At 71.9% G+C, this 23,791-nt stretch carries 22 protein-coding genes; 15 read left to right on the top strand and 7 right to left on the bottom strand.

The genetic code is table 11. The annotated features are described in order from the left end of the window. Positions 1 to 138 precede the first annotated feature (138 nt). The 7 genes from ER308_RS05345 (at position 139) to ER308_RS05315 (ending at position 9,008) form a co-directional block, all read left to right on the top strand. Positions 139 to 1,761 carry a 2-isopropylmalate synthase gene (locus tag ER308_RS05345; RefSeq protein WP_131154023.1) on the top strand — a complete coding sequence of 541 codons (1,623 nt, stop codon included), beginning with the start codon at positions 139 to 141 and terminating at the stop codon, positions 1,759 to 1,761. A 75-nt stretch (positions 1,762 to 1,836) separates the two neighbouring features. Then, positions 1,837 to 2,034: a hypothetical protein gene (locus ER308_RS05340; protein ID WP_131154022.1), complete on the top strand. Its 198-nt coding sequence runs from the start codon at positions 1,837 to 1,839 to the stop codon at positions 2,032 to 2,034. Between the two features lie 65 nt (positions 2,035 to 2,099). Then, positions 2,100 to 3,539, top strand: a complete 1,440-nt coding sequence (gene leuC, locus ER308_RS05335) for a 3-isopropylmalate dehydratase large subunit (RefSeq protein WP_131154021.1) — start codon at positions 2,100 to 2,102, stop codon at positions 3,537 to 3,539. Between the two features lie 60 nt (positions 3,540 to 3,599). Then, positions 3,600 to 4,196: a 3-isopropylmalate dehydratase small subunit gene (gene leuD / locus ER308_RS05330; protein WP_131154020.1), complete on the top strand. Its 597-nt coding sequence runs from the start codon at positions 3,600 to 3,602 to the stop codon at positions 4,194 to 4,196. A gap of 122 nt (positions 4,197 to 4,318) precedes the next feature. Continuing rightward, positions 4,319 to 4,894 (top strand): hypothetical protein, encoded by a 576-nt coding sequence (locus tag ER308_RS05325; RefSeq protein ID WP_131154019.1) that lies wholly within the window; start codon positions 4,319 to 4,321, stop codon positions 4,892 to 4,894. Between the two features lie 104 nt (positions 4,895 to 4,998). Next, positions 4,999 to 8,118 (top strand): DEAD/DEAH box helicase, encoded by a 3,120-nt coding sequence (locus ER308_RS05320; RefSeq protein WP_131154018.1) that lies wholly within the window; start codon positions 4,999 to 5,001, stop codon positions 8,116 to 8,118. Between the two features lie 11 nt (positions 8,119 to 8,129). Further along, entirely contained in the window at positions 8,130 to 9,008 is an 879-nt protein-coding gene (locus ER308_RS05315; RefSeq protein WP_131154017.1) for an SWIM zinc finger family protein, read from the top strand. Between the two features lie 39 nt (positions 9,009 to 9,047). Here the strand turns inward: ER308_RS05315 and ER308_RS05310 are convergent, their stop codons facing one another. Together ER308_RS05310 and ER308_RS05305 are read right to left on the bottom strand one after the other, a co-directional pair. Continuing rightward, a complete protein-coding gene (locus ER308_RS05310) occupies positions 9,048 to 9,440 on the bottom strand; it encodes a DUF4235 domain-containing protein (protein WP_165491837.1) in 393 nt (130 codons plus the stop codon). Then, the gene (locus tag ER308_RS05305) at positions 9,437 to 9,862 is read right to left on the bottom strand and encodes a phage holin family protein (RefSeq protein WP_131154015.1); all 426 of its coding nucleotides are present in this window, start codon (positions 9,860 to 9,862) and stop codon (positions 9,437 to 9,439) included. The genes ER308_RS05310 and ER308_RS05305 overlap by 4 nt, the downstream gene beginning before the upstream one ends. Positions 9,863 to 10,211: 349 nt before the next feature. Between ER308_RS05305 and ER308_RS05300 the strand changes: the two genes are divergently transcribed. Together ER308_RS05300 and ER308_RS05295 are read left to right on the top strand one after the other, a co-directional pair. Next, positions 10,212 to 11,156 (top strand): sigma-70 family RNA polymerase sigma factor, encoded by a 945-nt coding sequence (locus tag ER308_RS05300; protein WP_338029785.1) that lies wholly within the window; start codon positions 10,212 to 10,214, stop codon positions 11,154 to 11,156. Between the two features lie 40 nt (positions 11,157 to 11,196). Further along, complete coding sequence (locus ER308_RS05295) at positions 11,197 to 12,153, top strand: Gfo/Idh/MocA family protein (RefSeq protein ID WP_131154013.1); 957 nt, start codon at positions 11,197 to 11,199, stop codon at positions 12,151 to 12,153. A gap of 53 nt (positions 12,154 to 12,206) precedes the next feature. Here the strand turns inward: ER308_RS05295 and ER308_RS05290 are convergent, their stop codons facing one another. Continuing rightward, positions 12,207 to 13,412, bottom strand: coding sequence for a WYL domain-containing protein (locus ER308_RS05290; protein WP_131154012.1), 1,206 nt, complete (start codon positions 13,410 to 13,412; stop codon positions 12,207 to 12,209). Between the two features lie 212 nt (positions 13,413 to 13,624). Here ER308_RS05290 and ER308_RS05285 point away from each other — a divergent pair, with 212 nt between their 5' ends. After that, entirely contained in the window at positions 13,625 to 14,020 is a 396-nt protein-coding gene (locus ER308_RS05285) for a helix-turn-helix domain-containing protein (protein WP_131154011.1), read from the top strand. Positions 14,021 to 14,058: 38 nt separating this feature from the next. Here the strand turns inward: ER308_RS05285 and ER308_RS05280 are convergent, their stop codons facing one another. Both ER308_RS05280 and ER308_RS05275 read right to left on the bottom strand, forming a co-directional pair. Then, a complete protein-coding gene (locus tag ER308_RS05280; protein WP_131154010.1) occupies positions 14,059 to 15,147 on the bottom strand; it encodes an IS1096 element passenger TnpR family protein in 1,089 nt (362 codons plus the stop codon). Positions 15,148 to 15,446: 299 nt separating this feature from the next. Further along, positions 15,447 to 15,959: a GNAT family N-acetyltransferase gene (locus tag ER308_RS05275; RefSeq protein WP_131154009.1), complete on the bottom strand. Its 513-nt coding sequence runs from the start codon at positions 15,957 to 15,959 to the stop codon at positions 15,447 to 15,449. A 76-nt stretch (positions 15,960 to 16,035) separates the two neighbouring features. Between ER308_RS05275 and ER308_RS05270 the strand changes: the two genes are divergently transcribed. After that, entirely contained in the window at positions 16,036 to 16,632 is a 597-nt protein-coding gene (locus ER308_RS05270; RefSeq protein ID WP_420826205.1) for an HAD-IA family hydrolase, read from the top strand. A 105-nt stretch (positions 16,633 to 16,737) separates the two neighbouring features. Here the strand turns inward: ER308_RS05270 and ER308_RS05265 are convergent, their stop codons facing one another. Continuing rightward, the gene (locus tag ER308_RS05265) at positions 16,738 to 18,273 is read right to left on the bottom strand and encodes an L-lactate permease (protein ID WP_165491836.1); all 1,536 of its coding nucleotides are present in this window, start codon (positions 18,271 to 18,273) and stop codon (positions 16,738 to 16,740) included. A gap of 189 nt (positions 18,274 to 18,462) precedes the next feature. Here ER308_RS05265 and ER308_RS05260 point away from each other — a divergent pair, with 189 nt between their 5' ends. Continuing rightward, complete coding sequence (locus ER308_RS05260; RefSeq protein ID WP_131154007.1) at positions 18,463 to 19,527, top strand: 3-isopropylmalate dehydrogenase; 1,065 nt, start codon at positions 18,463 to 18,465, stop codon at positions 19,525 to 19,527. Between the two features lie 79 nt (positions 19,528 to 19,606). After that, a complete protein-coding gene (locus tag ER308_RS05255; protein ID WP_131154006.1) occupies positions 19,607 to 20,530 on the top strand; it encodes a branched-chain amino acid transaminase in 924 nt (307 codons plus the stop codon). Between the two features lie 18 nt (positions 20,531 to 20,548). Here ER308_RS05255 and ER308_RS05250 read toward each other — a convergent pair whose 3' ends face one another. Further along, complete coding sequence (locus tag ER308_RS05250; RefSeq protein ID WP_131154005.1) at positions 20,549 to 21,127, bottom strand: hypothetical protein; 579 nt, start codon at positions 21,125 to 21,127, stop codon at positions 20,549 to 20,551. A 307-nt stretch (positions 21,128 to 21,434) separates the two neighbouring features. Between ER308_RS05250 and cimA the strand changes: the two genes are divergently transcribed. Together cimA and ER308_RS05240 are read left to right on the top strand one after the other, a co-directional pair. Then, positions 21,435 to 23,099: a citramalate synthase gene (cimA, locus tag ER308_RS05245; protein ID WP_131154004.1), complete on the top strand. Its 1,665-nt coding sequence runs from the start codon at positions 21,435 to 21,437 to the stop codon at positions 23,097 to 23,099. A 32-nt stretch (positions 23,100 to 23,131) separates the two neighbouring features. Next, entirely contained in the window at positions 23,132 to 23,704 is a 573-nt protein-coding gene (locus ER308_RS05240; RefSeq protein WP_131154003.1) for a GNAT family N-acetyltransferase, read from the top strand. The last annotated feature ends 87 nt before the right edge of the window (positions 23,705 to 23,791 follow it).

The following is a 23,791-nucleotide window of genomic DNA, read 5'->3' as shown; positions in this document are numbered from 1 at the left end:
TTCGTACCCGGCCTCCTCATTGGCCTGCTCCTTCTCGTCCTTTGATGCCGCGGGCGGGCGCCGCTATCCGCACCGAGCCCCCCGCGGAGCGCATCAGAGGGTGCGGGTCCATTCCCCAGGCGAGCAGGAGCGACCATCATGAGCGAGCAGACGACGCACGCGACCGGTGCGCCGGTACGCATCTTCGACACGACCCTGCGCGACGGCGAGCAGGCGCCGGGCATCTCCCTCGACGTGAAGGAGAAGCTCGAGATCGCGGAGCAACTCGGCCGCCTCGGTGTCGACATCATCGAGGGCGGCTTCCCGATCACGAGCCAGGGTGACTTCGACGCGGTCAAGGCGATCGCCGAGACCGTCGGGGCCCAGCCCTTGGCTCAGGGCGCCGACCAGCCGCCGGTGATCGCCGCACTGGCCCGTTGCCATCCCGACGACATCAAGCGCGCGGCGGATGCGGTGGGTCCGGCCCAGCACGGTCGTATCCACGTGTTCCTCTCGACCAGCGAGATCCACCGGCACGTGCTGCACCACGGCGCGAGCGAGGACGAGATCGTCGCCCAGGCCGTCGAGGGCATCCAGCGGGCCCGCGAGTTCACCGACGACGTCGAGTTCAGCCCCCAGGACGCCACACGCACCGACGACGAGTTCCTCAAGCGCATCGTCGACGCAGCCGTCGAGGCCGGGGCCACGACGGTCAACATTCCCGACACCGTGGGATACGCGATCCCACACGACTTCGGCGCGACGATCGGTGACATCGTGCGTCGCGTCGGCCCCGAGGTCGCGGTCAGCGTGCACTGCCACAACGACCTCGGCCTGGCGGTCGCGAACTCGATCGAGGCGGTGCGTCACGGGGCCACCCAGGTGGAGGTCGCGGTCAACGGGATCGGCGAGCGTGCGGGCAACTGCTCGCTCGAGGAGGTCGTGATGGCGCTCGCGACCCGTGAGGACGTGCTGGGGCGGCGTTCGCGGGTGCGCACCCGCGAGATCGGTCGCGCGAGCCGCCTGGTCAGCACATTGACGGGCTACCCGGTGCAGTTCAACAAGGCCGTGGTGGGCAAGAACGCGTTCGCCCACGAGTCGGGCATCCACCAGCACGGTGTGCTCCAGGACCGGCTCACCTACGAGATCATGAGCGCCGAGGACGTGGGCCTCGAGGGACGCCAGATCGTCCTCGGCAAGCACTCCGGCCGGCATGCGTTCAGCGCGCAGCTCGAGGAGATGGGGTACGACCTCACCGCCGAGGAGACCAAGCGCGCCTTCGAGCGCTTCAAGGAGCTGGCCGACAAGAAGGTCGAGGTCACGGACGCTGATCTCGAGGCACTGGTTGCCGACGAGGTCTTCGCGTACACCGAGGAGGCCTTCGAGCTGGACCGGCTCGAGGTCACCGGAGGCACGGTGAGCCAACCCGAGGCCACCGTGGTCGTTCGTCGCACCGCCGACGCCTCCATCCACGAGGAGACGGCGACCGGCGACGGGATGGTCGATGCGGCTTGCGGCGCGATCCGCCAGGCCGTGCGGCCATGGGTCGGGGCGACCCCGACGTTGGTCAACTTCAACGTCGCGGCCGTCACCAAGGGAATCGACGCGCTCGGCGACGTGACCGTGCAGGTCGAGGTCGACGACCAGCGCTACACCGGGCGCGCGGTCTCGACCGATGTCGTCGAGGCGAGCGCTCGCGCGTTCCTCGCGGCGCTCAACAAGTCGATGCGCCTGCAGCGGGCACGGGACGACGCGGCCCGCAGTCCGATGGACACCCCGTAACCACCGGAGGCCGCCGGCGGCCGGGCTGCCGGCGGCGCACCGGACCCGTGGACGACCACCAGGAGGAGCACCGAGATGGCAAACGTCAAGCTGCACGTCGCCCCCGACCAGACGCCCGAGGAGGAGCAGCGGCTCGTCGCTCGGGTCGCACAGGCGGTCAGCGAGCACACTGGAGACGAGACGGTGAGCTTCGAGCTGGTCGAGAGCGAGAACGTGCAGGTGAACGGCACGGTCGCCGACCGCATGCAGGCCGGCGACCGCTGGAACGCCTAGTCCGACCACCCCGATCCGGCGGGTCCACCACCATGGACCCGGCCACGAGCGAGGAGCCCAGGAGGATGTCGGGTCGAACCCTGTTCGAGAAGGTGTGGGACGAGCACGTCGTCCGGTCGGGGGGTGACGATCCGGACCTTTTGTACATCGATCTGCACCTGGTGCACGAGGTGACCAGCCCGCAGGCCTTCGACGGGCTGCGCCTGGCGGGGCGGCCGGTACGGCGTCCGGACCTCACGCTGGCCACGGTCGATCACAACGTGCCGACCACCGATCGCAGCGAGCCGATCACCGATCCGTTGTCGGCGAAGCAGATCGAGGCGCTGGAGCGCAACTGCGCCGAGTTCGGGATCCGGCTGTTCTCGACCCGCGCCCGGGAGCAGGGCATCGTGCACATGATCGGCCCGGAGCTGGGCCTCACCCAGCCGGGGATGACGGTGGTGTGCGGGGACAGCCACACCTCGACGCACGGTGCGTTCGGGGCGCTCGCGTTCGGCATCGGCACCAGCGAGGTCGAGCACGTCCTCGCCACGCAGACGCTGTCGCAGCGCAAGCCGAAGCCCGCCGCGATCCAGGTCGACGGTGAGCTGCCGTTCGGGGTGAGCGCGAAGGACGTGATCCTGCGCGTCATCGCGGACCTCGGCGTCGAGGGCGGGGTCGGCAGCGTGTACGAGTACCGGGGCAGCGCGATCGAGGCGCTGTCGATGGAAGGCCGCATGACCGTCTGCAACATGTCCATCGAGGGCGGTGCGCGGGCGGGCATGATCGCCCCGGACGAGACGACCTTCGCGTATCTCAAGGGCCGACCGCACGCGCCGCAGGGTGCGGACTGGGATCGTGCCCTCGAGGACTGGCGCGACCTGCCGACCGATCCCGACGCCGAGTTCGCGTGGACCCACGAGTTGGACGCCGCGACGATCGAGCCCACCGTGACGTGGGGCACGACCCCGGCCATGAGCGTGCCCGTCACCGGACGGGTGCCCCGTCCCGACGAGACCCGCGACGCCGAGCAGGCCCGTCGGGCACTGGAGTACATGGGGCTCGACGGCGGGGAGACGATCACCGAGATCCCGATCGACCGTGTCTTCATCGGGTCGTGCACGAACGCGCGCATCGAGGACTTGCGGGCCGCGGCCGGCGTGGTTCGGGACCGCAAAGTGGCCGAGACGGTGCGGGCCATGGTCGTGCCCGGCTCGACGATGGTGAAGCTCCAGGCGGAGTCCGAGGGCCTCGACGAGGTCTTCCGGGCGGCCGGGTTCGAGTGGCGCGAGGCCGGTTGCTCGATGTGTCTGGGCATGAACCCCGACATCCTCGAACCGGGTGAACGTTGCGCGTCGACGAGCAACCGGAACTTCGAGGGCCGCCAGGGCAAGGGCGGGCGCAGCCACCTCGTCAGCCCGGTGATGGCCGCCGCCGCGGCGATCCACGGGCACTTCGTCGATGTGCGCGAGGAGCCGGCGCGCCTCGCCGAGAACCCCTACCTGGCCGGCGGTGGCGTGGGTTAGCCGGCCCGTCACCACCGCCGATGACGACAAGGCCGACCACCCGACGGCAGGGAGCGACCCGTGGATCCCGTGACCGTGATCACCGGAACGATGGTGCCGCTGTGGCGCGCGGACATCGACACCGATCAGATCATGCCCAAGCAGCACCTGAAGAAGGTCGAGCGCACCGGCTACGGCGAGGTCGTGTTCGAGGACTGGCGTGCCGACCCCGACTTCGTCCTCAACGATCCCCGCTACCAGGGCGGGAACGTGCTCGTGGCCGGGCCCAACTTCGGCACCGGCTCCAGTCGTGAGCACGCGCCGTGGGGCCTGCAGCAGTACGGGTTCGAGGCGGTGGTCGCGCCGAGCTTCGCCGACATCTTCAGGACCAACTGCGCCAAGAACGGGCTGCTCACCGTGGAGCTGTCGACCGCCGCCTGCGAGCGGCTCGTCGACCTGGCCACCGCCGACCCGAGCGCTCCGATCCGGATCGATCTCCCCGAGCAGACCCTCGTGGCGGAGTCGGTCCACGAGCGCTTCGAGATCGATCAGCACACGAAGCACATGCTGGTCAACGGGCTGGACCCGATCGCACTGACGCTGCAGCACGACGAGGACATCGGCGCGTACGAGGCGCGCCGGCCCGCCCGGAAACCGACCACACCGGCGCGCGCGTAGCAGCCCGCCGCCGACGGGGGTGGGTGACTCCGCCGGCGGAACGAGCTGCTCCGTGTGCGCCTGCGACCACGCCCCGCGTCCGTCCATTAGGCTTGGGGGGATCGGTCGACCGAGGAGCACGCGTGAGCGAGCCCACCTCCGGCCGCCTGCCCCGGCCCCCCGGCTACGCGTGGCGGTGGCTGCAGCGTTCCCGTCCCGTCGTCAGTGCGCTCGCGGAACGGCTCACGGGTGGACCCCCGCCGCCCGACTTCGTCGAGACCCTGCGGGCCCGGTTCGCGGAGGACCCCTTCGTGCAGGACGTCGTGGCCGACACGATCGCCGAGGTCGCCTTCCGCGGCCGCATCCCGCGGCAGCGTCCGCCGGGGGCCTCCTGGGATCGGGGCCTCACCTGGTGGGCCGCGACCCTCGCCGGCGAGCGGCTGACCGACTACGAGGCCACCGGGCCTGCCGGGTCCCTCGGACAGCAGCGCCCCTTGTTCGACGGTGCTGACGGCGCGGACACTTCCGCGGAGCACGACCAGGCCACCGCGACCGGGGAGGCGATCGATCCCGGCGAGGTCTTGCGCCGCGGCCGCACGGCCGAGCGTGCCGCCCTCGCCGCCGAGCTGCGCGAGCTGTTGGCCCAGACCGACGGCGACCAGATCCCCGCGGCAGCGGTGCGCGACCTGCTGGGCAAGTTGGAGGCCGCTGCGCGGTGAGGGGGGCGGCCCGGGCTCGTCGCGCGGACGATGTCCGAGCGTCCCGGGTGGCCTCGCAGTAGCGTGGGGGGGTCCGTGTGCTCACCCACTCGCGTCTGAGGACGATGCGCGCCGATCTACAGGTCACCTACCTGCCCGCCGGGCTCGTTCCCGCATGGGGACAGCTGCTCGTCTACGACGCCGCGCCCCGCGGTGACTCCCCGCTCGACACGCCGTCCGGCGAGGCACCGGACCGGGTCGACGGGGCCGACGGGTCACATGCTGACCCGACGGGTGCCTCGGGTCCGGGAGCGTCACCCTCCGATCTCGCGGATGCCGCGCGCACCCTCGGGCTGCCGCCGGGGGAGCCCGCCCACGCCCGGCTCGCCGTCCTGCATCGCGACCACGGCGGGGTCGTGCCCCGGGCGGCCGAGGTGGCCGTTCGCGCGATCCGGCTGCGTGACGCGCTGCCGGCCCTGCTCGCCGTGCCGGCGGATGTCGGCCCGCTTCACCGGCGACGTCCCGACAGCCTCCGCGCGTTCGCGCTCACGGCCCGTCTGGCGTGGCGGCTGGTGATCGGGCACCGGATCGTCCCGTCCCTCGCCCTCGACGAGGAGACCGGTGAGGTCGCGGGAACGTGGCGGGCCTTGCCGACCGGTGACGAGGACGCCGAGACCCTGTTGCGCCGGCTCGTCACGGTCCTGCCGCCGGCCGCGCATGCGGTCCCCCGCGACGGCGACGACGGTGTCTGGCGGCCTGACGACTTGCTCGCGGTCTTTTGCGACGGGGTGGCCGACCTCTGCGCCCGCGAGGGATCCGCCGACCCTCGGGAGGGTCGGCCGCGTGCGCGGATCCTGCCGTGGACCGCCCGTTGGGAGGAGGCGCTGCGGGACACGTCCGACCCTCTGGTGCCGCTGCGTGACGATGCCGCCGACCTCGTCGCGGGCGTCGCCGGCTGGCACGCGACGGTGGCGGCCGACGACGCCGGAGTGTTCACGGAGTTGCGGCTCGTCGCGCCATCCGACCCCGAGGGGGACTGGGTCCTTCACCTCGGTGTTCGAACCGAGACCGGGGCGTTCCTGCCCGCGGACCAGGTCTGGGCGAGCCAGGACGACGAGGACGACCCCGGCGGCCTCGCACGCCAGGAGGTCCTGCTTGCGGGCCTCGGTCGTTGTGCGCGCGTGTTCCCGCCGCTCGAGCAGGCGCTCGCCGAAGCGGTGCCCGAGGCCGTGACGCTCGACCTCGAAGGCGCGTGGGAGTTCCTGTCGGAGGCCGCACCCCTGCTCGAGGCCGCCGGGGTGCTGGTCCAGCTGCCGGACGAGCTGGCCACCGGGCACCTGCGCGTGCGGCTGCGGGTCGGCGAGGAGGCGGACGAGGCGACGGACCACGCGCCTGAGCTCGACGCGGCGGAGATCCCGTTCCGCTGGGAGGTGGTCCTCGGCGACGAACCGCTCGACGAGGAGGAGGTGGCGGGGCTGCTCGCTGCCCAGCGACCGCTGGTGCGGTGGCGGGACCAGTGGGTGCGGCTCGATCCCGAGGAGGCCGAGCGCATCCGTGGCCTGTCGGAACCGGGCACCCTGTTGCTCGGTGACGCACTGGGGTTGGCGCTTTCCGGGGCCCAGCCCGCGTCCGGTGAGGGCCCCGCGGCCGGGACCGAGGCCGAGGTCGTCGCCGACGGGCGCGTCGCCGAGCTCGTCCGGCGGCTGCAGGAGGCCGATCGCGGGCCGGCCGAGATCCGCGAGCCCGTCGGGTTCGAGGGGGAGCTGCGCCCGTATCAGCAGCGAGGCGTCGCGTGGCTCGCCGGGATGGGTCGCCTCGGGTTCGGTGCCGTCCTCGCCGACGACATGGGGCTGGGCAAGACGATCCAACTGATCGGCTATCTGCTCGTTCGCGGTGGTGGTCCGCACCTGGTCGTGTGCCCGACCTCGGTCGTCGGGAACTGGGAACGGGAGTTGCGCCGGTTCGCGCCGGAACTGCCCGTCACCCGTCACCACGGCAGCGATCGTCCCTCCGCGCTCGACGAGCCGAACGGCGTGGTGCTCACGACCTACGGGACGCTGCGACGGGACGTCGACCTGCTCGAGAAGGTCGGATGGGACGTCGTCACGCTCGACGAGGCGCAACACGTGAAGAATCCCCAAACCGCAGGCGCGAAGGCGGTGCGCCGGCTCCAGAGCGGCCACACCGTCGTGATGACCGGCACACCGCTCGAGAACCGGCTCGCCGAGCTGTGGTCGCTCATGGACGTGACCAACCCCGGCCTGCTCGGCACCCGGGCGCGATTCGGCCGGCAGTTCGTCACCCCCATCGAGAAGCGCCGGGACGCGACCGCCTCCTTGCGCCTGCGCCGCCTCGTCGCCCCGTTCATCCTGCGGCGCGAGAAGACGGACCCCGAGGTCATCAGCGACCTCCCGGACAAGATCGAGCGCACGGTCGTCTGCCCGCTCACCCCCGAGCAGGCCGAGCACTACGAGCGCGAGGTCTCGGCCGCGTTCGAGACCGGCGGGGCCGTCGCGGCCGACGGCTCGGACATGGAACGCCGCGGCCGGGTGCTGGCGCTGCTCACGAAGCTGAAGCAGGTGTGCAACCACCCGGCGCAGGCGTACGGCACGCTCGACGAGAGCGGGGTGGACGACCTCGCGACGCGCAGCGGCAAGCTCGCGGTCTGCCGCGACCTCGTGCGCGACGCGCTCGATTCGGACGAGCAGGTGATCATCTTCACGCAGTACGTCGCGATGGGGCGGATCCTGTCCGAGGTGCTCGCCCGCGACCTGGACGTCGACGTGCCGCTGTTGCACGGCGGGGTGAACGCCACCGCTCGCGACCGGATGGTCGCGCGCTTCCAGGGCGAGGACGGGACCTCGCCCGTGCCGGTGTTGGTGGTGAGCCTGCGGGCGGGCGGCACGGGCCTGAACCTGACGGCCGCGACGCAGGTGATCCACTACGACCGGTGGTGGAATCCGGCGGTCGAGGACCAGGCCACCGACCGGGCCCATCGGATCGGTCAGTACCACACGGTCGACGTCCACAAGCTCGTGACCGCGGGCACGGTCGAGGAGCGTGTGGCGGACCTCCTGGAGTCGAAGCGCTACCTCGCGGACTCGGTGGTCGGCGCGGGCGAGGCGTGGGTGACCGAGCTCGGCGACGACGAGATCGCCGAGCTCGTCGCGCTCGGCAGTGACGCCGACATCAGCGAGATCGACGAGGACGGGACGTGGAGCGATGCCCTCGAGGCGACCGGATAGGAGGGCGCACCATGACTGACGCCAGGGAATCCGTGGCCGGGTCGGGCAGCGCCGAGAGCGCTGGTGACTGGGCCGCGGCGTGGCGGGCACTCGTCGAGCGGCCGGACGTCGAGGTCACCAAGCGCCTCCGCCAGGGGCACGCGTTCCACCGAGCGAGCCGCACCGGTGATCTCCGCGTGCAGCCCGGCAGGGTGTCGGTGCGGGTTCAGGACGCTCGGGCCACGCCCTACACGCCCGAACTGGAACTGACGCCCCTCGACGACGAGGCCTGGATCACCGTGATCGAGGTCCTCGCGGGCAAGCTGCGCCACAGCGCACGCCTGCTCGCCGGGCAGGCCCCCGACGGGCTGGACGCGGAGCTGGCAGGTACCGGGGTGCGCGTGTTCCCCCGCTACGAGGAGCTCGCCACCTCCTGCGACTGCGCCGATCGCGTGTGGCCGTGCGCGCACGTCGCCGCGCTCTGGGAAGCGTTCGAGGAGCTGCTCGCGGAGGAGCCGTTCGCGCTGTTCAAGGTGCGGGGCCGCGGGAGGGAGCGGTTGCTCGCCGAATTGGCGGAGGCGCGCCGCCAACGTTCGCGGGGGACGGCTCGTCGCGCGTTGCCCCTCGAGGAGCTCGAGGCGACCCGCTGGAGCCGCACGGCGGAGCCGATCGAAGGCTTCGGGGTTCCCCCTGCCGAGGAGCCCCGGACCCCGGCGGGTCCGCTGAAGCTGCTCGGTGACCCCCCCGGGTGGGCCGGTGGCGTCGACGCCTGGAACCTGTTCAGCCCCCTGGTGTCCGCGGCCGCGGAATGGGCGGCGTCGCTGGAGGAGGCCGCGGCCTCCTCCAGCGACGACGGGACCCCCCGCGGCACCGGGTATCGTGCCGAGGCGGGCTCGCGCCCCGATTCCTGAATCCGCCCCACCGGGCCCGTGGGGGCGGATTCGCTCGCCTCAGCGGTCGAAGCCCGGTGGGCTGTCCCCGGTCGCCTTCGCCCAGCCGGCTGCGGCACCTCGCCGAGCGACGAGCTGAGCGACCCCGACCCCCACCGTGGTGGCGACCGTCCACCCGACCGCGTCGCCCCAGCCCGTCGCCGGGTCCGTGGGATCCTCTGGCGGCTCGCTGCCGCGGAGTCGCGTCCAGAGGAGGTTGAGGACCTTGCGGGTCGTGAGCGCCGCGACGAACGCTGCCGCCGCGGCCCCGGCCTTCCACGCGATGGTTTGCGCTGCGCTCGCCACGTGCCCTCGGACCTCCTCGTCAACCCGGTCGAGCCGTCCGGCCAGACGCTCCCGCGCGCGCTCGACCTCCGCGCGCTCGCTCGCCAGCCGTTTGTCCCTCGCGTTCACGCCCGCCCCAATCGTTCGCGCACCACGCGCACGGTCTGCTCGACCTCCGACCTCGTCGTGTCGACCGTGATCGGGGTGGCCAGCAATCGTCGTCCCACCAGGGCAAGGATCACACCCAGGAGCAGTAGCACCCCGGAGACGATCAGCGCGGCAGCCCACACCGGCACGACCAGGGCCAGTGCCGCTCCCGCAGCGATCAGCAGACCCTGGACCGCCAACCAGAGCAGCACGATGGTCCCGATGAGCATCCCGGCGCCGGCCGCCTTCGCCTTCGCGCCCTCGGACACCTCCTGCTTGGCGAGCGCGACGTGAGCCGACAGCAGCGGACCGACATCCTCCGCGAGTCCGCCCACCAGGCCGCGAGTGCCAACGTCCGGCGCCTCCTCGTCCGCCTCGGGGGCGGGCGGTGTCCCGGTCGCCATGGGTCCTCCTCGGTCGTGGGGCACCTCGACCGCGATACCCGTTCGTCGACGGTCCCACACGGCTGCCCGTGACGCGGGCGTGCGGCCTGCGGGCGCGAACGAAAAGACCTCCCCACAGACCCCCACCGCGTCGTACCCTGTGGAGTAGTTGGTGGGCTGCACGAACCGTGCGTGTCGGCCCGCGCCACGAGACAGACCTGTGAACGCGACCGCTCCGGGCCGAGTCCGGGGTGCGCGAGGCGGCTGACAGCCTGACCGAGGCCAGCCCGCGTCGCGCTGACGAGCGAGAGGCCCGCGGACCGTGTCGAGCTCGCGGCTCGGCCGTCCCAGAAGGAGGGTGACAGCGACCGTGGCACAGATCGTCGAGGAGATGCCGCTTCACGACCACGTGCAGCTGTACCTGCGGGAGATGGCACGCACCGCGCTGCTCACCGCCGAGGAAGAGGTCGATCTGGCGAAGCGGTACGAAGCGGGACTCGAAGCGGAACGGCTGCTGGCAGAAGCGACCAGCGAGGGGAGGAAGCTCTCGCCCACCCGCCGCCGGCAGCTGAATCAGGTGGACCGGGACGGCAAGCGGGCCAAGGAACGGCTCGTCCAAGCGAACCTGCGGCTCGTCGTGAGCGTCGCCAAGCGCTATCAGGGGCAGGGGTTGCCGCTCCTCGACCTCATCCAGGAGGGCAACCTCGGGCTGCTGCGCGCGGTCGAGAAGTTCGACTACCGGCGGGGCTACAAGTTCTCCACCTATGCGACGTGGTGGATCCGGCAGGCGGTCGGGCGCGGCGTGGCCGACAAGGGGCGCACGATCCGGCTGCCGGTGCACATGATGGAGCGAGTGCGCCGGGCGCTGTCGATGCAGCGCGACCTCGCCGAGTCCCTGGGACGGGAGCCGGCCCTCGAGGAACTCGCGGAGGAGCTCGGCGAGGAGGCCGAGACCGTCGAGGAGCTGCTCACCTACGCGCGGACGCCGACCTCGCTCGAGACGCCGGTCGGTGAGGACGGTGATGCCGAGCTCGGCGACTTCATCGAGGACCGCAACGCTGACGATCCCCTCGAGGTCGCCGCGAAGGGCCTGGCCCGCCAGGAGTTGCTCGACGTGGTGAGCGGACTCCCCGAGCGGGAGCGCATCATCCTCGAGCTGCGGTTCGGGCTCCTCGACGGGGAAGCCCGCACGCTGGACGACGTCGGCCGGTACTTCGGCCTCACCCGGGAGCGCATTCGCCAGCTCGAGGCACGCGCGCTCTCGAAGCTGCGCCATCCGTCGCGTGGGCGCGCTCTGAGCGACACCGCCGCCTGACGACCGTCCGCTCGGTTTCGAGCGGCTAGTCTCCCCCTCCATGCTGCGATGGGGGATCCTCGGGCCCGGTCGGATCGCCGACCGGGCGCTCGCGCCGGCGATGCGGGCCGCCGGCCACGACCTCGCGTGCGTCGGATCCAGTTCCCTGACGCGCGCGCAACGCTTCGGTGCCCGCCACGGGGCGCGGCGCGCGCGGGGCGCCTACGAGGAGGTGCTCGAGGCCCCCGACGTGGACGCCGTCTACGTGTCGCTGCCGAACGACCTGCACGAGGCGTGGGCGATCGCCGCGCTCGAAGCGGGCAAGCACGTGCTCTGCGAGAAGCCCCTCGCGCTCGATGCGGCGGGCGCGCAGCGCATGGCCGCTGTGGCGGCTCGCACCGGGCGAGTGTTGATGGAGGGCATCATGTCGCGCTTCCATCCCCGCACCGACGCGCTGCTGGCGATGGTGCGCGCCCGCGAGATCGGGTCGGTCCTGCGGGTCGACGCGTGCTTCGATGGTGCCGCCCCGTCCGTGGACGACTACCGCTGGACGCGCTCCAGGGGTGGTGGCGCGATCCTCGATCTCGGGGTGTACGCGATCAGCGCCATCCGTTGGCTGATCGGCGAGGAGCCCCACGACATCCGCGGGCTGATGATCGCCGATCGCGAGGGGGTCGACGAGGTCGCCTCCGCCGTGATCGACCTCTCCGCCGGAGGTCTCGGCACCGCCCGCGTGAGCTTCGGCGGCGCGCGCACACAGCACATCAGCGTCGTGGGCACCAAGGGGTCCCTCGACGTGCCGCACGCGTTCACCGTCGGGGTCGACCGCGAGGCGGTGTTGCTCCGCGACGGGGAGCCGTGCGGTTCCTGGCAGGCAGACCCGTACGAGCGCATGGTGACCGGGTTCGCGGAGGCGGTGCGTGGCGACGCGGCGGTGTTGCCCCCGACCGATGCGCTGGCGACCGCGCTGATCCTCGACCGCTGGCGCGCCACGGCCTCGGCCCCGGCCGCTCGCTGAGCCTGGGAAGCGCCGACCTGGTCAAGGGAGCTGAGGACGGCCCGGGACACCGATCAGGTGGGGCGCGCGGGGGGAGTCAATCGGCGGGCACGTCCGTCCCCGCGGCGCTCCTCCGGTTCCCAGTTGACCGCCTCGCCGTGCGACGGGAACCCGCGCCCGGGCTCGGGCTTGATCAGCTCGAAGCCCGACCCGAGCTCCATCTCTCGTAGGCCGGCGCGAAGGCGGCGGCAGACGGCGTTGACGAGCCACAGCGGTTCGCGGACCTGGACGCTGCCGGCCCAGGCGCAGATCTGCTCCATGACGTCCCAGGCGAGAGCCCGCGGGAAGGTGCCGCTCACGATGAACGCGTCCGGATCGTCCGCCAGCGGTTCGGGGCTCGCGTCCGCCAGCCCGAAGAGGTCCCGTTCCTGGGCGATCGTCAGTAGGTCGCCGGACAGGACGAGCCCGAGCTGGTCCTCGAGCAGCGTCAGGTCGCTCGGCAGGGCGATCCCCGGACGCGGCGTCACCTCGTGGATCCGCTCGAGCGCGAGCTGCAGGTCGCGCCCTCTTTCACCGCTGGGACCCAGCTCGATGCAGAGCGCCTTCACCGCACCCCAGTGCGTGTGGTAGGCGATCGGAACGACGGTGAGATCGGTGGTGCGGCGGGAGTTCAGTGATCGGTACCGGACGGTGACCGCATGCTGCTCGGTTAGGGCCGCGTGGAATCGCTCCACGCTCGCGAGATCGGTGGGGGACGGGGGCCCGGTGTGCGCCTGCGGCGGGAGGTCCGGCAGTAGCTCGTCGAGGCTGCGCGTGGCGGCCGTCGCGAGCGTGCCGTCCAGCTGGCTGGTCACGGCCTTGGCGAACCCGAGGGCCCGTTCCTGACCCTCGTCGAGCGCAGGGAAGGGCTCGGCCAGCGCGACCACGTCGCCGTGCTCGGTGAGCGCGATCCCGGCGGCACCCGCCCCTCGACGCGCTCCCTCCGTCCGTCGGAGCTCCCGCAGCCGGTTGGCGAGGTCGTCCGCGCCGACCCACCCGACCGTGCGCAGGGCAGCGAGCAGGTCCTCGGTGCGGGCCGGTCGCGCGGCGAGTCGACGCAGCAGTGCGAGCCGCTGCCCCTGTGTCGTGCCCTGCGCTGATCGGGGATGCGCCTGCACGTAGGCGCGCGCGAGCTCGAGCGTGTCGGCGTCGGCGGGGTCGAGCGGTGCCCGGCGCTCCGCCCAGGTGGCCACATCCCGACCGTCGACGCGGCCCAGGTCCGTCGTGATCGTCCGGGTCATAGCGCGCCTCTCGCTCGGGGACACGGCCTCCATCGGCCGGCGCGCGGGTCAGGGTCAGATCTGACGCGCCCTGCGTCAAGTGTGAACGGTGCGGGGGGCATCGTCGACACCGGCACGGGGAGGGCACCGGCACCGATGCCGGTGCCGAAGGCGGCCGCGAAGGGCGGGAGAGCCGAACGGGTCCCGTGGACTGACGAGGGAAGGGGGAGCCGATGCTCGCGCGACGGATCGAGCCGAGCGAGGCCGTCGGGGCACGCTTCGCCGCCTCGCGTCGGGAACCGACGCGCCGGGCGGGGTCGCGGCCCGGGCGAAGGACGCCGCCTCGCCGCACCACTCGCGGGCCGCGCGGCGAAGTGCGCTGGTGGGAACGACCCGCCCCCGGAGGCGACGAGGAACTGTGGCGCGCGGTGATCCGGTGCCACGAGGCGTTGCAGCGACGCCGATGGTCGGTCACCGAACTCGCGTGGCGGCTGCGCCTGGCTGGCCATCCCGTCGCCCGGGAGACGCTGTCGAAGGTGCTGAACGGACGTCAGCGCACCAGCTGGGCCACGGTCGAGCAGCTCGCCAGGATCCTCGATATCGACCTGCCAGGACGAGAGCAGCCGTGACGGTCGGCTCGGTCCCGCCTCCCGTGCTGGCTCGGGAGCTAGACAGCGCCCTCGCCGACCCACGCGCGCGCCAGGGCACGGGGAAGTCCCCACCGCCCGAGCGCGGTGAGGCGATGCGAGGCATCGAGCGCGCCGAGATGGGCGAGCAGCTCGCTGACGATCGCGAGGCCCCGCCGCAGCACGGCCTCGTCGTCCTCGTCGAGCTCCTGCTCCTCGACATGGGGACACCGGGCGATGTGGCCGGCCAGGGATTCCACGTCGGCGTTGGTGCCGACCCCGCCGCGCACGAGCTCGATCACCACGGCAGCCCAGTCCGCCACGTCCACGCTCGTCCACGCCGCTTCCAGGTTGGCATCCACCGGCAGCGGGTCGTCCGGGTCGACGACCCCGGCCGCGAGCTCTATCCACAGCTCGGCCTCGTCCGCGGGCAGTGTTCCGGGGGACAGGTTCGCGGCGGCGAGCAGGGCATCGGCTGGCCAAGCTGCCGGCGCGGCGCGCACCGCCTCGGTCGCCGCTGCCATCGCCTCCTCGATTCCCGGGGGCGCCGCGGGCAGGCCGGCGAGGGCATCTTGAACCACGTCCCAGGCCTCGGCGGCATCGAGGTCCTCACCGGCGACCTCGTCATCGCCCGATCGAGGCGCGTCCCAATCGACGGCCCCGTCGAGCTCGTCGTCCTCGTCCTCGGTCAGCCGCCCGTACTGGTCCGGCAGTGTGCCCCAGCCGAAGACGGGAATCGGCGTGTCCGGGGCCTCCCCGTAGACCTCCTCGACGGCGAGGTCCACCTCCTCGACGGTGCAGTCGTGGCTCCACTCCTCGCCGAGATCGAAGACGTAGCGGAAGCGCGTCCCCTCGTGGAGTCGAACATCGCGGAGCGCGACGCTGTCGCTGTCTTCGACGTGCGGGGCTCCCTCCTCGCCGTCGTTGGTGAGCGAACGCCCGTCGACGTTGAACTCGTGCAGGTGACCCAGGTCCCAACGGCCGAAGGCCACGTCGATCGCATCGCCCAGCTCCGCGAAGGTGTGCCCCCGGTGGGCGAGCATGACACGACCGGGTGGTTGTGCGAGGGGCTCACCCTCGCGACCGGTCAGGACCACCTTGATCGTCACCCAGTCGGTCACCGTCGCCATCCTGTCTGCTTGCTCGATCGGCCGCTTCGCGCGACGGGGCACCGTACCCTCGTCGCGGCATACGTTCCAGCGTCCGTGCGGCGGGTCTCGACGGCAGGAGCGTTCGTGGCGGAGATATCCGAGCGGCGGGAGCGGTGCCGTGGCGGCCCCTCGAGGGGGTGTTCAGCGCCAGCGGCGAGGTGGACGAGCCCGCAGTGGCCGCCCCCGGGCACGCGGTGGCGTTGCTCGCCTAGGAGCGCGACCGCGACGTGGTCGAGGGCTCCTTCACGACGGGCGCGAACGACCGCCCGGGCCTCCGGCTACTCGAGATCGCGCTTGAGCAGGTCCATGAGCAGGCAGTCCTGCCACTCCCCGTTGGCGTTGCGCTCGTACTCCCGCATCACGCCGACCTCCTTGAAGCCGACCCGCTTGTAGGTACGGATCGCCTTCTCGTTGTCGGCCGCGGGATCGATCGCGAGACGGTGGTGCCCGCGATCATGGATCAGGTGCCGCGCCAGCGTGCGGATCGCGTCGGTACCGAGGCCCTTGCCGTGCCAGGCTGGATGCAGGAACACGTCCACCGACGCGTGACGGTAGTCCGGGGCCGGCTCCTCGACGTACTGGATGGAGCCGACGACCTCGTCGTCCAGGTGGGCCACCGTGAACACCGTCGTGTCCGGTGCCTCGAGCAGATCGCGTCGGACCCGACTCGCGTCGTAGCGGGGCCACCACCGTGACACCTCGGGCTCGGCGAGGATGTCGGCAAGTACGTCGACGTCCTCGGGCGTCACCGGTCGGAGCGTGACTTGGGTGCCGTGCAGGACTGGACGCATAGGATCCCTCCGGCCACCATCCTGCCAGAATCGACGGGGTCGGTCCGGTGGACGTTCATTCGCGAGCGGGGAAAACGTGACGATCCGGGCCGTCCTGTTCGACCTCATGGATACCCTGTTGATCGATCCTTACCCACGGGCCGTTCGTGCGGGTACCGGGGGGTCGGTGGCCGATCGTGCCGGGCACCGGGACCGGGAGGCCTGGCCGGAGTTCGAGATCGCGGCGATCGACGAGACGGAGTTCTTCGCCCGCTTCTGGGCGCCGGGCACGGATCTGCCGTTCGATGCCACGGCCTTCCAACGAGCTCGACGGGCGGGTTACGCGTGGGTGCCGGGCATGCGTGACCTGCTCGACGACCTCGAGGGGCGCGCGGACCGCTACATCGTGAGCAACTACCCGGTCTGGATCGAGGAACTCCGCGCACGGTTCGCACTGGACGCACGCGTCGAAGGCGTCCTCGCCAGTCACCACCTGGGCGTGCGCAAGCCGGTCCGCGCCTTCTACGAGCGGGTGCTGGAGCAGGTCGACCTGCAGCCGGCCGAAGCGCTCTTCGTTGACGACCGAGAAGCGAACTGCGAGGCGGCGCGGGAGATCGGGATCGCGGCACACCGTTTCGAGGGGGTGGACGACCTCCGGTCGCGCCTGGTCCACGAAGGGGTGCTGTCCGAGTAGCACGTCGCCCGGTGGGTCGTGCTCGGGATCAGAGCACCGTTCGTGCGTCCTTCGACGGATTCGCTGTGGCTCGGTGGGGTGACGTAGGTGGCGAGGCCTCGCCGGTCAGAGCAACCAGACGAGCGCGGTGGTCGCGACCGCGGCAAGAACGAGCAACGGGACCGCGTCCTTGCTCGCGTCGCGAATGATCGCGCCCTCTTCGCCCGTCGCCCCGACTGCGCCGGCTGCGATCGCCACGTTCAGGGGTGTGAGCGCGTTCCCGACGTTGCCGCCCGCGGTCTGTCCGGTGAGCATGGCGGCCATGTCCGCGCCGAGTTGATCGGCCGCCCCGGCCTGGAGCGGCGCCAACAGGGCGTTCGAAGCCGTGGTACTGCCGGTGACCGCCGTGCCCAGCGCCCCCAGGACGGGGGAGATCGCCGCGAATCCCGGGCCGAGAGCCGCGACGAACGCCTCGGCCAGGCGGGAGACGAGACCGGCCTCGACCATCACCGCTGCCAGGATGGTGAGTCCGAGCAGGCTCGCGGCGGTCTTGCGTCCGCGGGTCGCCCAGCCCGCGAGCGCGGCACGTCCCTCACCGGGCGGCAGCCAGCCGAGGAGCCGATAGCCGGCCCACGCCACGAACGCGATCGCGAGCAGATAGATCCACGGGTGGAGCAGCGGGTCGAACGGCTGATGGGCCGCGACCGCGGCTCGTTCCCCGAAGTCGGTGGTCGTCGCGGGAAAGCTCGGCGCGAGGGTCGGAACGCGGGCGAGCAGTTCGCGGACGGGCGGCACCCCGAACGCGACGACGACGAGCAGGGTGAGGCCGGCGTACGGTGCCGCGGCGAGGGCGAGCGGTCGCGGGGAGACCCGGCCGCCGCCCCGACGCAGGAACAGAGCGAGGACGACCACGCCCGCCAGCCCCGCCGCGGTCGAGCCCAGGGCCGGTTGGACCGCGGCGACCCCGACGAGCACCGAGCCCATCGCGACCGCGGTGACGACCAGGGGGAGGATGGCGCCGCGTGCACCCCCGTCCGGGCCGGCTCGCCGCAGGAGCAGCAGGCCGGCGAGCAGCGCGTTCACCGCGAGCAACGAGGAGGCGAGCAGCGCGAACCGCGCGGTCTCGGTGACGGTGAGTTCCGCCGTACCGGCGGCCACGAAGAACGACGAGCCCATGGAGCCGAACGTCACCGACCAGTGGTAGCCCACGAGGACCGCCGCGATGGCCGCGGCCGGGGCGAACCCGGCGGCCACGAGCATGGGGGCGGCGACCACGATCGGCACGCCGAACCCCGCCACCCCTTGGACGAAGGACGGCACGGTCCATGCGAAGAGGAGGAGTTGGCGCGCCTTCGTGCCCGCCAGCCGGCCCAGCTCCTCCGAGAGGCGTGCGAGCGCGCCCGCCCGCTGCACGAGCTCGTAGACGAGGAGCGCGGGCACGACGATCAGGAGGATCCAGCCCCCGGTCCAGGCTCCCTTGCCGACAGCCACGGCCAGGCCCGTCGCATCGAGCCCGGCCGCACCCAGGGCGACGAGCACGGCGATCCCGAGACTGAACCAGCCGGCCCGAGTGAGCGCCCAGCGTCGCCAGACCACCAGGGTCCCGAGCAGCACGACCGGGAGTGCCGCGGCGACGATCTCGAGGGTTGCTGGCAGCTGCACGTGACTCCTGGTTCCCGGAGCTCGCCGGGTGTTCTCGATGACCGGCGGGATGTTAGGGCCGCCATCGTCGGGTTCGCACATGCGGCCCGGCGGTCGCCGACTCCTGCTCTGCGCGTCAGCTCCCCTGCGCGCCCCAGCGGTAGACTCCGTCGCGATCGGACACATCGGACCACGACGAAGGGCGAAGGCTTGCGCGAGCACCGTGTGGCAGTTGTCGGCGGCGACGGGGTCGGCCCGGAGGTCACCGTGGAAGCGGCGAAGGTCGCTCACGCGGCGGGGGAGCGATTCGGTTTTCGCCTCGCGACGAGCGACTACGACCTCGGTGGGGACCGCTACCTTCGGACCGGGGAGGTGCTCCCGGACGCGGTCGAGGACGAGCTGCGCGGGCACGACGTGATCCTCGTCGGCGCCGTCGGTTCGCCCGACGTGCCGCCGGGCGTGCTGGAGCGCGGCCTGCTGTTGCGGCTGCGCTTCGAGTTCGACCAGTACGTGAACCTGCGGCCGGTCCGCCTGCTGCCCGGGGTGCCGACGCCGATCGCGGGACTCACGCCGGACGGCTGCGACCTGCTCGTCGTACGCGAGAACACCGAGGGCTTGTACGCGGGGGCCGGAGGGCACCTCTATCGGGGGACTCCGAGCGAGGTCGCCACCCAGGAGTCGCTCAACACGCGTCGCGGGGTGGAGCGGGTCGCGCGGTTCGCCCTACGGAAGGCTGCGGAGCGACGTGGCCACCTGACGCTGTGCCACAAGACGAACGTGCTGACCCACGCAGGAGACCTCTGGTATCGCACCGTCGAGGAGGTCGTGGCGGAGGCCGGCGAGGTCACGATGGACTACGCGCACGTCGACGCGATGTGCCTGTACCTCGTGAACGACCCGGGGCGCTTCGACGTCGTCGTCACGGACAACCTGTTCGGCGACATCATCACCGACCTGGGCGCTGCGGTGCAGGGAGGGCTGGGGCTGGCGGCCAGCGGCAACCTGAACCCGGATCGCGCCGCGCCGAGCATGTTCGAGCCCGTCCACGGGTCCGCGCCGGACATCGCGGGCACCGGCGCCGCGAACCCTGCGGCCGCCGTGTTGTCCGCCGCACTCATGCTCGAGCACCTCGGCGAGACCGACGCGGCCACCGCGGTCGAACGGTCGGTCGGTCGCGTGTTGCCGGAGCTCGGTGCCATGGCCGGTCCGCAGATGGGATACTCCACGTCGCAGATCGGCGACCGGATGGCGGGCCTGGTCGCCGACGGGGCGTAGCGGAGACGGGTGGGCCGGCGCCTCGCCAGCCCGGAACGCTCGGGGAGGACCAAGTCGGGCAGGATCAAGGAGGGCCGCGATGCCAATATCCCCGGTGGACGAGATCTGGATGGACGGGGAGTTCGTCCCCTGGAACGAGGCCCAGATCCACGTCCTGACCCCGACGCTGCACTACGGGTGGGGGGTCTTCGAGGGCATCCGCGCCTACGAGACCGAGGAGGGCGCGGCGGTCTTCATGCATCGCGCGCACATGGAGCGGTTGCACCGGTCCGCCAAGATCCTGCAGATGGACGTGCCCTTCTCGGTCGACGACCTCATGCAGGCGGCCCGGGAGTTGATCCGCCGGTCGCGCCTGTTGTCGTGCTACATCCGGCCGCTGGTCTATCTGGGCTACGGCGAGATGGGGCTGAACCCCATGCCGAGCAACGTGCGGGTCGCCATCGCGATCTGGCCGTGGGGGACCTACCTCGGCGATGAGGGACTGCAGCACGGGGTGGACGCGAAGGTCTCCTCGTGGGTTCGGATCGGCGCGAACATGATCCCGACCGGCACGAAGGCCTGCGGCGTGTACATCAACTCCTCGCTGGCGAAGGTCGAGGCTCTGCAGGCCGGCTACGACGAGGCGATCCTGCTCAACGAGCACGGGGAGGTCGCCGAGGGATCCGGCGAGAACGTGTTCATCGTCCGCGACGGCGCACTGCTGACACCACCGCTGGCCGCGGGGGTGTTGAAGGGGCTGACCCGCGAGGCCGTCATCGAGTTCGCCGGCGACCTCGGTATCCCGTTCGCCGAGACGCGGCTGCTGCGTCAGGACCTCTACACGGCCGACGAGGCGTTCTACACCGGCACCGCTGCGGAGGTCGTGCCGATCCGCTCGGTGGACGGCCGCGAGATCGGCGCTCCCGGGCTGATCACGAAGCGGGTGCAGGACACCTTCTTCGACACCGTCGCCGGGAGGGAGCCGCGCTACCGCCACATGCTCGACGTCGTCGGCGCGGGCTGAAAGCCCCCGGCGTGGCTCCTAACAGGCCTCCACGATCCAGCCCATGGCGGGGTCGAGGTCGATCTCGGCCTCACGCGGCAGGCCGAGCCGCGACATCCGGAAGAAGACCTCCGGGACCTGGGTGGCGCGGCCGATCTCGCGGTCCTCGCAGTCCTCCAGCCGGCCCTCGAACCAGAGGAGGCGCTCCTCCTCGGCAGCGAGCGTGAACGGCTCGAGCTCCGCGAGGTCGCTCGGCGAGTCCGGGGGCGCGCCGTCCGCGGGCACGGGGGCCTCGCGCACGGCGGTGGGGGTGAAGCCGCCGCGGTCGAGCTGTCCGAGGGGCACCGAGCGCACGCGGGCGGGAAGCTCGCCCTCGTTGCGGATCGTGACGCCGAAGCCGATCTCGGTGCCCTCGAGGTTCGTCGGCAGGCACGCGGTGCTCGCGGCCCCCTCGTCGACGGGCAGCCGCCGACTGTCCTCGGGGCACATCGTCGCGCCACTGCGCTCGAAGGGGTCGCTCGCGAGCACCACGAGGAGGCCTCCGGCCACGAGCGTCACGAGAACGATGACGATCGCGACCACGCTCGCCGTCCGGCGTGGCGGCGGCAGCGTCGTCACGGTTCTCCCGACTCCTTCCCGGACGCGTCACGAAGTGCGCCTCGAACCTCGGGCCGCAGCATATCGAGTAGCCGATCCGAACGGGCCGTTTGCCGCGGCTTGCGCCTCGTGCCACACTCGCCTGCGTGATGTTGCACACGCGCACGCACCCGGAGGCCACGTCGGTGGCCGTCCTCGCGTGCGCCGGGATCATTATTCGACCGCTCCCGTAGACCGGTGGGCGGTGCCGGCTGCGGGAGCGGCCGGCACCCTTCGGGGCGGTCGCTTCAACGGTCGGCACCACACCACGCGAAGGTGAGGTGCACCGATGGCCGAAGACCACGTCGCCGAGTCCCCTGGTCGGCAACCCGACACGCCCCTGCCCGCATGGGTCGACCTCTACGACACGACCCTGCGGGACGGCACCCAGCGCGAGGGGATCACGCCGACCGTCGACGACAAGCTGCGCATCGCACGGCTCATCGACGGTCTGGGCGTTCCGTTCATCGAGGGCGGCTGGCCGGGTGCGAACCCGAAGGACACGGAGTTCTTCGCGCGGGCGGCGAAGGGTGAGCTCCCGCTGGAGCGTGCGGAGCTCGTCGCATTCGGCATGACGCGGCGTCCCGATCGGGACGCCTCGGGCGATCCCTCGCTCGGGACCCTGCTGGAGGCGGCCACGCCGGTGGTGTGTCTGGTGGGCAAGGCATGGAGCCTGCACGTCACCGAGGCGGTCGGGACGACGAAGGACGAGAACCTCGCGATGATCGCCGACAGCGTGCGGCTGCTGCGCAGCGAGGGCCGGCGGGTCCTGTTCGATGCCGAGCACTTCTTCGACGGGCATCGCAACGATCCGGACTATGCGCTTGCGGTCCTCGAGGCCGCGGCGGAGGCCGGCGCCGAGTGTCTCGTGCTCTGCGACACGAACGGCGGGATGCTGCCGGAAGAGGTGGAGCGTGTCACCGGCGGGGTCGTCGGCCGCTTCGGTGGCCGGGGAGGCACGCAGATCGGCGTACACGTCCACAACGACACCGAGTGCGCGGTCGCGAACTCGCTCGCGGGTCTGCGCGCCGGAGCGACCCACGTGCAGGGGACGGTCAACGGCATCGGGGAGCGTTGCGGCAACGCGAACCTGTGCTCGCTGATCCCGAACCTCAAGCTCAAGTACGGCATCGACGTCGTCGGGGACACCGAGCTCGGACAGCTCACCACCGTCGCCAACGAGGTGGCCGAGACCATGAACCTCATCCCGGACCCGCACGCCCCGTACGTCGGCCATGCCGCGTTCGCGCACAAGGCGGGGCTGCACACCTCCGCGCTGCAGAAGAACCCGATGACCTACCAGCACATCGACCCCGCGAAGGTCGGCGGGGAGCTGCGGCTGCTGATGAGCGAGCTCGCCGGTCGGTCCACGATCGTGATGAAGGGGGAGCAGCTCGGGATCGACCTCGGCGGGGACGGCGACCTCGCCAATCGCATCCTCGGACGCGTCAAGGACCTCGAGCACGCCGGGTACTCCTTCGAGGCCGCCGACGCCTCGTTCGAGCTGCTCGTCGCGGACGAGGCGGGCACCGCCGAGGACGTGTTCCGCCTCGAGGGGTTCCGGGCCATCGTCGAGCGGCGAGAGGACGGCAGCCCGGTCGCCGAGGGCACCGTGCGCGTCTGGGTGCGCGACGAGACGGCCGAAGGGGGTTGGTCGCGACGGATCGGCGTGGGTGAGGGCAACGGCCCCGTGGATGCGCTGGACCAGGCGTTCCGCCACGCCGTGAACGGGCAGTTCCCCGATCTCGACCGGATCCACCTCGCCGACTACAAGGTGCGAATCGTCGACCCGCAGGCCGGGACGGGTGCGACCACGCGCGTTCTCGTCTCCTCGTCCGATGGGGAGCGCGAGTGGCAGACGGTCGGTGTCTCCGAGAACGTGATCGATGCCTCGTGGAAGGCGATGGCCGACGCCTACCGGTACGGCCTGGCCGGCATCGATGGTCCCGGGTAGGTCGGGGATGGCTGAAGTGAGGTAGGTCGGGGATGGCTGAGGTGGCACCGCCGGATCCACCGCTCGCCGCCGAGGGCGTGCGGCTGCGACCCTTCGACGAGCGCGACGTCGCGGACCTGGTGGAGGCGTGCAACGACCCGGATATCGCGCAGTGGCTGGTCGCCGTCCCGCAGCCGTACACCGAGTCGGACGCTCGGGAGTACGTCGCGCACTGCGCGGCAGGGTTCGCCGACGGCAGCAGCCTGCAACTCGCGGTCACCGACGCCGACCGTGGGACCTTCCTGGGCTCGGCGGGGCTGATGCGGCCGTTGCCCGCGCAGCGGGTGATCGAGGTCGGCTACTGGACCGCGCCCTGGGGGCGCGGCCAGGGTGCGGCGACGACCGCGACGAGGCTGCTCAGCTCGTGGGCCATCGATGATCTCGGGTACGCGCGCGTCGAGCTGATGGCTGCGCCCCTCAACGCGGCTTCGAACCGGGTCGCCCAGAAGGCCGGATTCGCCCGTGAGGGCGTCCTGCGCGGGCGTGAGCGCACGCGGGACGGAGTGCAACGCGATCTCGTGGTCTACGGGCTCCTCGCCGGCGAGCACGAGTCCCGCCCGCGTTGAAGCGTTCACGCGGGCCCGCGGTCGTCCCCGGCCCGTTCGCCTGCCCCGGTTCTCCTGGCTCGTTGCTCCGGTGCGAGCTTCGGCGGG

The organism is Egibacter rhizosphaerae, assembly GCF_004322855.1.
GTDB classification, from domain to species: Bacteria; Actinomycetota; Nitriliruptoria; order Euzebyales; family Egibacteraceae; genus Egibacter; species Egibacter rhizosphaerae.
Note: the sequence above shows the minus strand (reverse complement) of the source record. Positions and strands in the feature narration are given on the sequence as shown.